Source organism: Nostoc cf. edaphicum LEGE 07299 (assembly GCF_015207245.1).
GTDB lineage: Bacteria > Cyanobacteriota > Cyanobacteriia > Cyanobacteriales > Nostocaceae > Nostoc > Nostoc edaphicum_B.
The window spans coordinates 1-4,406 of the sequence record NZ_JADEXF010000465.1 but is presented as its reverse complement, the minus strand read 5'-3'; the positions used below and the strand labels follow the sequence as shown (position 1 = coordinate 4,406).

Annotated in this window: 4 protein-coding genes; 2 read left to right on the top strand and 2 right to left on the bottom strand. The window is 42.6% G+C overall.

Features of this window, described 5'->3' with window-relative positions; genetic code table 11:
- Positions 1–1,181: glycosyl hydrolase family 57 (locus tag IQ229_RS14905; protein WP_194044915.1), on the bottom strand; the 1,181-nt coding region annotated here is incomplete at its 3' end.
- Positions 1,182–1,616: 435 nt separating this feature from the next.
- On the opposite strand from IQ229_RS14905, the gene IQ229_RS14900 reads away from it, so the two are divergent.
- Positions 1,617–2,855 (top strand): ScyD/ScyE family protein, encoded by a 1,239-nt coding sequence (locus tag IQ229_RS14900; protein ID WP_194044913.1) that lies wholly within the window; start codon positions 1,617–1,619, stop codon positions 2,853–2,855.
- A 148-nt stretch (positions 2,856–3,003) separates the two neighbouring features.
- Positions 3,004–3,171: a hypothetical protein gene (locus IQ229_RS14895; protein ID WP_194044910.1), complete on the top strand. Its 168-nt coding sequence runs from the start codon at positions 3,004–3,006 to the stop codon at positions 3,169–3,171.
- Between the two features lie 28 nt (positions 3,172–3,199).
- On the opposite strand, the gene IQ229_RS14890 is transcribed toward IQ229_RS14895, so the two are convergent.
- The gene (locus IQ229_RS14890) at positions 3,200–4,021 is read right to left on the bottom strand and encodes an SDR family NAD(P)-dependent oxidoreductase (RefSeq protein ID WP_194044908.1); all 822 of its coding nucleotides are present in this window, start codon (positions 4,019–4,021) and stop codon (positions 3,200–3,202) included.
- Between the last annotated feature and the right edge of the window lie 385 nt (positions 4,022–4,406).

The window sequence follows — 4,406 nt, the reverse complement described above, 5'->3', positions numbered from 1 at the left end:
ATTGCATTCTCTACAGCTTGCGGTTGAGTATTATCTGGTGAAACTCGCTCCCAAATTTGATGTTGTCCGACTGGCTGACAAGTTGGATAACCTTCAGGTTTGCATCCGGCTGCTTCGATTAATTCTAAATATTCTGTACCACACACACCAACAACACCTGATTTTCCTCCGCCGTTATTGACCATATCCCACCAAGCTTGTTTAAAAGCGCTAGGAAATTCATTCATCATCACGCCGCCATTTTCACCATCACCAATTTGGCTAACTATTGGTGGTACAAATACACCGCCAATTTGTTGTTTGGATAATGTCTTTGCTTCATAATAAGGCTGCATTTGAGCAACTAATTTCGTATCGGAACCTTGGGTTTTAATTAAGGCTGTGATGCTAATTGTTTCACCTTGAGAATTACGGGCAATTAGACGATGTGGTAAATGTTTATGAGTCAGAGATTGACCAGTAAGAGTTTCTACAGAATGTTCTTGAACAAGTAGCCAGCGATATCCACATTCTTTCAGCGCTTTCACAAATTCAAAGAGAGCATCAGGGTGATTTGGTAGGTGCATTTCTGGGGGCGAAAATCCTTTGACTCGCGCTAGTGCTTCCCAGCCAAAAATTGCGGCAAAGTGATGTTGCCATGCAACGATATGTAGTTTGATATCTGCTATGGGTGTGGAAGGAATAACTGCATGACCCCACATTGTACCCAGCCATTCTACATAAGGTTGGTAGGTGCGATCGCAAGTAATCCGTTTAAGATTATCGAGAACATCACCGCGTCCCATTTGCCGTAGTCCCCACAGAAGATTACCTGAGTAATCCAACATCACACGCGGATTGCAACCTTGATTGACGAGTTCGGGGATCAAGTCACCCATGCGGCTGTAACAATAGGCAAAGGGATCTGCATTGTGGTTATCCCCTTCATGAGGATGTTCAAACATATATTGCAGATTGCTGATGAGTGTACCGCCATTTCCAGCAGGTATAGTTGGCTGGTGCATGTGCAAAGCGATCGCAAACACAGCATTTACGTCTTCTAAGCGGATATTTGTTGTTGGTAAAAATACTGGCTGATCGTGGTTAACTACAGAGAGAACCTCTGTTTCCCAACCAGAAATATTCGGCAAGCCATCAATGATTTCGGGCAAAGGAGCCAAGGTTGTGGGGAAGGAAAGCATTTCTGATTGCTCCGAAACAAGGTATGTCTAATTATGCGATCACACAGCAATTTCTGCTCTGCAACTTTATGTATTGATGCAAACTGCGATCGTCTTGTACCCCCGCAATATCTGTGTAATTCAACAGTTGGGATATCACACTTGTATAAAAAGCGTTAAAAAATATACACCAATCTATTTAATTTTGTTGCTAGAGGCGTACATCTGTACGCCCCTACAGCCGATTCATTATGTTGCAAAGATTTTTGGAAATGGTATGATACAACTCGAAATTCAGAAATTCAGATTTCATCTAGGTTTCTAGGTTTGAATCTATTTCCCTCTTTTAAATAAGCTGTAAAATCCACAGAAACTATAAATATTAAATATTATTATTTCTCAAGATAAAATTTTCCATTCTATGCTTTACGAAAATTCAATTTTAGGAGGAGTCTCATGAAACTAAAACAATTTGGAATTACATTTTTGAGTGTTTGTATTGCTGCTTTTTCGGGATTGAAAGCAGCAGAGGCGGCATCATTTTCGGTAATTGCCGATGGTCTTAATAGTCCACGAGGTCTAACTTTTGGCCCTGACGGCAGCCTCTACGTCACAGAAGCAGGAACAGGCGGCAGTGGAGCTTGTGTTCCTTCACCGAGCGTTGCAAACCAATCTTTATGTTATGGCACAACTGGTGCAGTCACCAAAATTGGAAATGGTACGCAAGAACGTATACTTACAGGACTTCCTTCTTTAGCATTACCAGATGGTACTGATACTTCTGGGCCTCAAGATATCAAATTTGACGCTACTGGCAAGCCTTATATTGCAATTGGATATGGTTCAAACCCCACATTTCGCGCCGCATTAGGTAACACTGACTTAGGAAAAATTATCACTGCTAATTTCAATACAAATTCGTGGACTAGTATTGCTGATTTAGCTAATTATGAACTTGCAAATAATCCCGATCGAGGCGATCTAATTAGTAATCCCTTCTCTCTTCTTGTAGATGGAAATAATATTATTACAGTTGATACTGGTGCTAATGAATTACTCAGTGTAGCTACTGATGGCAGTAATTTAAAGGCGATCGCCACAATTCCCCGGCAGACATTAACTAATCCAATTTTTCCCTCTGGCGCATCGTCATTGCCATTTGAAATCCAAGCAGTACCCACAAATATCGCCAAAGGCCCAGATGGCGCTTATTATATTAGCGAATTAACTGGTTTTCCTTTTCCAGAAGGTGAAGCAAAAATCTATCGAGTTGGTGCTGATGGTCAACCAACAGTTTATACCGATGGATTTACTCAACTTACTGATTTAGATTTTGATAGCGAGGGCAATTTATATGCTTTACAGTACGCTAATCAGTCACTCTGGAAAGGTAATCTAGATGGTTCGGTAATTAAAATAGCAAGCGATGGGACTCGCACAACTATTCTGAGTGGCAATGGATTAGAGTCTCCTACTGCTTTGACTATTGGTGCTGATGGTGCTATTTACGTGACAAACCGAGGAGATCGCCCTGGACTTGGACAAGTTATCAAAATTGAGAATTCCAAGTCTGTTCCTGAATCTACTTCTACTTTCAGCTTATTAGCATTTCTTGGCACTGTGAGCCTTACTTTGTTGCACAAGGGTAAAGCCAAAAGACTGAAGATTTCGGACAAGTTTGTTCAGGAATGCTGAGTCACCAAAACAGTGCTGAGTAACGTTAGCGGTAGCGGGGCGTTTAGCCCGTGCTGAGTAAAAAGTAAAATTAATTGCACTCAGCATATAGGGTAGTCGCGCCCCTAAGAGCAAAGATAGGAATGCCTGCGGGGACTGTGCTTAGGATATGTCCTTGTTTCAATTCCCTAGTTTTAACTATGGGGTACTACTGGGCACTCAGTACTCAGCACTCCGCACTCAACACTCAGCACTCAGCACTCCGCACTCAGCACTCAACACTCAGCACTCAGCACTCCGCACTCAACACTCAGCACTCAGCACTCAGCACTCCTGAAGCGATCGCCCTCGGTGTTTCCCCTTCTCTACGAGACGCTACGCGAAGGGATAAGTTTTTCAATCAGCCGTTGTCTGCTTGGTGCTGGCGGTGTTGCTATTCGTAAAATTAGCTCTAACAACCAAGGGGCGAGGCGTTGACACAACACGGCTAAATGACTTTGCCATCCAACTAAAATTTCTGATGAGTCATTCTGCATTCCGGTGACGAGTGCTTTAGCCACTTGCTGGGAAGTCATGGGGATCACCCAGCGAAATAATTTTAAGTCGCGCACCATGTCTGTGTCTGTTAGGGAAGGCAGTAATGCAATGACGCGAATATTATGTTCGGCTAATTCTTGGCGCAAGGCTTGGGTAAATCCTAAGATGGCAAACTTGGTTGCTGAGTATGTCGCCATCGTTGGTGCTGCAACTTTCCCCATCAGGCTCGATACATTGACAATTGTCCCTTGTCTTTGGCTAGCCATGCGTCGAGCAATCAAACTAGTGAGGTTGTACATTCCTAACAAGTTCACAGAAATTTCTTCTTGAACTTGGGGCATTTTAGATTGCAAAAATGAGCTTTGGTATGCGACTCCCGCACAATTAACTAGCAGGTGAATCTGTCCGTAATTGCGCCAGAGTTGAGCGACAGCGATATTTACTTCTATTGTCTGCGTCAAATCTAAGGCCACGATCGCAGCTTCTGTACCCATAGCCTCGATTTCGTTGGCTACCTCCAATAACTTGCGGCGATCGCGTGCTACCAATATCATCCGCTTGATGCCTTGTTGCGCTAATTCGAGGGCGATCGCTCGTCCAATTCCACGCGAAGCCCCTGTAATTAGGGCAACTTTACCTTGAATCTCCATTAGTTTTATTCTCCAAAATTTAAGTCTTACCAAACTCCTCGTTATTGCCGATACACACAAGCAAGAGCTACTCACTTGTCGGAACAAAGTAAGACAAATAATCAATCACAATTGAAATCAAACTGAAACTAAGCCTTTAGCAATGAGACATTTCTTGGTTAATCTGCAATCCCTCATAGTTGTCTATATGAGGCAGAAATTTCTCGTTTTGAACCCGTCAAAGCCTAACACACTTGGCTGAATGGGTATAGCTCATAGATTTTATTTCTCCTAGATCCGAGCGTTCATCAGCATCGCTGTCATACACACGTTAGCAATTAAATCAAGCTATTGCAATATTCTTTAATAAGGATTTCTTAATACTTCTTAACGACAAGTATATATA